Raw genomic sequence first — 4,778 nt, 5'->3', positions numbered from 1 at the left:
GTGGCCAGGATGCCCAGGTAAAGCTCCAGCGCGCCGGGCTCGGGCGCGTCGGCGTCGGCAGGCGCTGCGCCCGCGCCGGGCGCCGATCCGGGATCCGGCGTCGCGGCCGACGCCGCGGCGGAGGCCGCGGGTGGGGCCGACAGCGCCGCCACCAGCCGGCCTTCCTCGATCGCGACGCCGGCCGCACGCAGCGTCTCGCGGAACTGCGCCGGCGCCACCGGGGCGATCGCCGGTGACCAGGCCGGCAGTTCGGGGGCCGGGCCGGGCGCGGCCTCCTCGATGTCGATGTTGGCTTCGAGCTCGGTCGGATCCACGGTCTCCGGGCTCGCCGGAGCGGTCGCCGTCGCGGGCGCATCGCTGCCGCCGCAGGCCGCCAGCAGGCCGCAGGCGGCGAGCAGGACGACGGCCAGGGGCAAGGCCGGGGACGGGTGGCTGGGCATGGGCTTCATGGGTACTCGGGGGCGCCCGGGACGGGCCGGGGGAGCGTGGTCGGCCCGAAGTTAGGCTAAGGTGCCGGCTTCTGGCAACCGCAGTCCCCGACCTTGAGCCTCTGGATCGATTCCCCGCAAGCCCTCTCCGAACGCCTCGACCGCTGGTCCGGCCAGCCCCTGGTGGCCCTGGACACCGAGTTCATCCGCGAACGCACCTATTACCCGCAGCTGGCCCTGGTGCAGCTGGCCATTCCCGACGACATCCTGCTGGTCGATCCGCTGGTGCCCGGGATGGACGCCGCGCTGCGCCCGCTGCTGGTGGACCCGGCCGTGACCAAGCTGATGCACAGCGCCAGCGAGGACCTGCAGGCGCTGCAGCGTGGCTGCGCCGCCCTGCCGGCACCCCTGTTCGACACCCAGGTCGCCGCGGCCCTCGCGGGCCTGGGCGCGGGCCTGGGCTACCAGAAGCTGGTGGAACAGGTCACCGGCATCACCCTGGCCAAGGGCGAAACCCGCTCGGACTGGCTGCGCCGGCCGCTCAGCGAAGCGCAGCGCGAATACGCGGCCGATGACGTCCGCCACCTGCATGCGGTGCACGCCCTGCTCGACGCCAAGCTCAGCGAACTGGGTCGCCACCCATGGCGGGTGGCCGATGCCGAGCGCGCGCTGGCCGGCGCCGCCGACGAAAGCGACGATCCCTGGCCGCACCTGGCCCTGCGCAGCGCCCAGGGCCTGGACGCCGAAGGCCAGGCCCGCCTGTGCCGGATCCTGCGCTGGCGCGACCTCGAGGCGCGGCGCAGCGACAAGCCCAAGAGCTGGATCATCGACAACGAGCTGGCCGTGGCGCTGGCGCGTCGCCCGCCGTCGGACCAGGGCGAGTTCAACGCCGTCCTGGACCGCCACCCCAAGGCGCCGCGCAAGGCGCGCGGCGCGCTGTTCGATGCGGTGAACGCCCCGCTGGACGCCGAGGACCTCGCCATCCCGCTGCTCAAGACCGAGCTGCTGGACAAGCACAAGGTGCGGGCCATGCAGGATGCCGTGGCCGCCGTCGCGCAGGCCCAGGGCCTGCCCGAGGGCCTGCTGTGCGCGCGCCGCCACCTCGAGGCACTGCTGGAGGGACGCGGCTGGCCGCCGGCGCTGGCCGGCTGGCGCCGCGAACTGCTCGAGCCGGTGCTGGCGCCGCTGATCCCGACGACCTGACGCGGACGGCTAGCCACGGCGACATCGCATCCGTATAATTCCCGGACCTTCTGTGGGGGGGTAGCTCAGCTGGGAGAGCGCATCGTTCGCATCGATGAGGTCGTGGGTTCGATCCCCATCCTCTCCACCATGTTTCCGAAAGGCCGGACCCTGTGTCCGGCCTTTCTCTTTTTCACGCCCCGGATGCGCCCGCGTCGCGCGTCGCGCGACTCGGGCACGATGACGACCCCGCCGCCGAGCCCCGCCCGCGTGAGCCCCAGCCCCTCTCCTGATCCCTTCCCGCCGCCGAGCGCCCGTGCCTTCGCGCCCGCCTCGGTGGGCAATGTCGCGGTCGGCTTCGACCTGCTGGGCCACAGCGTGGCCGGCGCCGGCGACATCGCCACCGTGCGCCGCACCGAGGCTCCCGGCGTGCGCATAAGCGCGATCCGCGGCGTGGTGACCGACCTGCCGCGCGAACCCGAAGCCAACACCGCCGGCGCCGCGCTGCTGTCGCTGCTCGCCGCGCAGGCGCCGGGCTTCGGCTTCGAACTCACGCTCGACAAGGGCATCGCGCTGGGCTCGGGCATGGGCGGCTCGGCCGCGTCCTGCGTCGCCGCCCTGGTGGCGGCCAACGCGCTGCTGGAGGTGCCGCTGCCGCGCGAAGCGCTCTATCCACACGCGCTGGCCGGCGAGTCGGTGGCCAGCGGCGCCCGCACCGGCGACAACGTCGGGCCCATGCTGCTGGGCGGGCTGGTGCTGGCGACCCCCGATCGGCTGCTGCGGCTGTCGCCGCCGGCGGCCTGGCACTGCGCGCTGGTGCATCCGCACTTCGTGCTCGAAACCCTGCGCGCGCGCGAGGTGCTCGCCGCGCCCTACCCGTTGGCGGCGCTGGTGCAGCAGACCGCGAATCTTTCGCAGGTGCTGCTGGGCTGCGAGCGCGGCGATGCCGCGCTGGTGCGCGCGGGACTGCGCGATGCGCTGGTGGAACCGCGGCGGGCGCCGCTGGTGCCGGGTTTCGCGGCGGTGAAGCAGGCGGCGCTGGACGCCGGCGCGATGGGCGCCAGCCTCTCCGGGGCGGGTCCCAGCGTGTTCGCCTGGTGCGAGGACGCCGCCACGGCCCGGGCCGCGGCGGCGGCCATGCGCACCGCCTTCGCCGGCGCCGGGCTCGGCAGCGACGTCTTCGTCTCGCCGCTGGACGGCCCCGCGGCCGCGCTGCTGCCCCCCGGCGCCGACAGTGGGGCCGGCCCGGGGTTTCTGCGATAATTCGCCGGCTTGGCCCCGTAGCTCAGCTGGATAGAGCGTCCCCCTCCTAAGGGGAAGGTCGTACGTTCGAATCGTATCGGGGCCGCCATCTTTCTTCTTGGCCGCCCGTCGGCCCACCGCACCTGGAGCTGTCCATGACCCATCCCGTCCTCACCGCGCTCGGCCTGTCCGAGGTCGAATCCGGCACCTACCTCGGCCAAGGCGAGTGGTCCAAGACCCGCGACGCCGGCGTCATCGAGCCGGTGAACCCGAGCAACGGCGAAGTGCTGGGCAAGGTCCACGCCTCCTCGCAGGCCGACTACGACCTGATCGTCGAGCGCGCCCAGGCCGCCTTCAAGGTCTGGCGCACCACCCCGGCGCCCAAGCGCGGCGAAGCCATCCGCCTGTGCGCCGACGCGCTGCGCAAGCACAAGGACGCGCTGGGTTCGCTGGTGGCGCTGGAAATGGGCAAGTCCAAGCCGGAAGGCGACGGCGAGGTGCAGGAGATGATCGACATCGGCGAATTCGCCGTCGGCCTCTCGCGCCAGCTCTACGGCCTGACCATGCACTCCGAGCGCCCGGGCCACCGCATGTACGAGCAGTACCAGCCGCTGGGCCTGGTGGGCATCATCTCGGCCTTCAACTTCCCGGTCGCGGTCTGGGCCTGGAATGCCTTCGTGGCCGGCATCTGCGGCGACATCTGCATCTGGAAGCCCTCGCCCAAGACGCCGCTGTCGGCGATCGCCTCGATGAAGATCTGCAACGAGGCCCTGCGCGCCGGCGGCTTCCCGGACATCTTCTTCCTGTTCAACGACGGCGGCACCGACCTGGCGCAGTCCTTCGTCGACGACAAGCGCATCGCGCTGGTCAGCTTCACCGGTTCCACCAAGGTCGGCCGCATGGTCGGCGAGCGCGTCGCCCGCCGCATGGGCCGCAGCCTGCTGGAGCTGGGCGGCAACAACGCCATCATCGTCGACCCCAGCGCCGACCTGAAGCTGGCGATCCCGGCGATCGCCTTCGGCGCCGTCGGCACCGCCGGCCAGCGCTGCACCACCACCCGCCGCCTGTTCGTGCACGAGTCGATCTACGCCGACGTGCTGGCCAAGCTGGTCGCGGCCTACAAGCAAGTCGAGAAGAAGATCGGCGACCCGACCGACCCGGCCAACCTGATGGGCCCGCTCAACAGCTCCGATGCCGTGGACGCCTACCTCGACGCCGTCGCCAAGGCCAAGGCCAGCGGCGGCACCATCGAGACCGGCGGCGCCCGCATCGACCGCCCGGGCAACTTCGTGCTGCCGACGATCGTCACCGGCCTGGCCAACAGCGCCGAGGTCGTGCAGACCGAGACCTTCGCGCCGATCCTGTACGTGATGAAGTACTCGACCCTGGACGAGGCGATCGAGCTGCAGAACGCCGTGCCGCAGGGCCTGTCCTCGTCGATCTTCACCACCGACCTGCGCGCGGCCGAGCAGTTCCTGTCGGCGGCCGGCTCCGACTGCGGCATCGCCAACGTCAACATCGGCACCTCCGGCGCCGAGATCGGCGGCGCCTTCGGCGGCGAGAAGGAAACCGGCGGTGGCCGCGAGTCCGGTTCGGACGCGTGGAAGGTCTACATGCGCCGGCAGACCAACACCATCAACTACTCGAACGCGTTGCCGCTGGCGCAGGGCATCAAGTTCGACCTGTAACCAACCCACGGAACCGCCATGGACGAGAACGCCCCCCACTCGCCGCCGCCTCCCCCGCCCGCGCCTCCCGCCGCCGCGGGCCGGCGCACCAGCTCGCTGGCGGTGACCGCCCTGGTCACCGGCCTCCTCGGCTGGACCCTTCTGCCGCTGCTCGGCAGCGTGGTGGCGATCATCACCGGGCACATGGCGCGCGCCGAGATCCGGCGCGATCCGGAGCACGTGGAAGGCGACGGCCTGG

Annotated in this window: 4 protein-coding genes, 2 tRNA genes and 1 pseudogene; 6 read left to right on the top strand and 1 reads right to left on the bottom strand. The window is 72.6% G+C overall.

Going from position 1 to position 4,778, the window contains the following annotated elements; all coding sequences use genetic code 11:
• Positions 1-449, bottom strand: a pseudogene (locus VFQ84_RS04805) (hypothetical protein); the annotation flags it as partial.
• A 93-nt stretch (positions 450-542) separates the two neighbouring features.
• Here VFQ84_RS04805 and rnd point away from each other — a divergent pair.
• The 6 genes from rnd to VFQ84_RS04775 all read left to right on the top strand — a co-directional run.
• Positions 543-1,631 (top strand): ribonuclease D, encoded by a 1,089-nt coding sequence (gene rnd / locus VFQ84_RS04800; protein WP_325129758.1) that lies wholly within the window; start codon positions 543-545, stop codon positions 1,629-1,631.
• Positions 1,632-1,685: 54 nt separating this feature from the next.
• Positions 1,686-1,761 (top strand) — tRNA-Ala (locus VFQ84_RS04795).
• Positions 1,762-1,880: 119 nt separating this feature from the next.
• Positions 1,881-2,873 carry a homoserine kinase gene (locus VFQ84_RS04790; protein WP_325129756.1) on the top strand — a complete coding sequence of 331 codons (993 nt, stop codon included), beginning with the start codon at positions 1,881-1,883 and terminating at the stop codon, positions 2,871-2,873.
• 11 nt (positions 2,874-2,884) lie between these two features.
• A tRNA-Arg gene (locus VFQ84_RS04785) sits at positions 2,885-2,961 on the top strand.
• Between the two features lie 46 nt (positions 2,962-3,007).
• Complete coding sequence (locus VFQ84_RS04780; protein ID WP_325129754.1) at positions 3,008-4,540, top strand: aldehyde dehydrogenase family protein; 1,533 nt, start codon at positions 3,008-3,010, stop codon at positions 4,538-4,540.
• 18 nt (positions 4,541-4,558) lie between these two features.
• Positions 4,559-4,778 (top strand): DUF4190 domain-containing protein (locus VFQ84_RS04775; RefSeq protein WP_325129752.1); only part of this gene is annotated, 220 nt, incomplete at its 3' end.

The sequence above is a fragment of the Arenimonas sp. genome, assembly GCF_035721105.1.
Taxonomy (GTDB): Bacteria; Pseudomonadota; Gammaproteobacteria; order Xanthomonadales; family Xanthomonadaceae; genus Arenimonas.
This window is presented reverse-complemented; position numbering and strand designations above follow the sequence as displayed.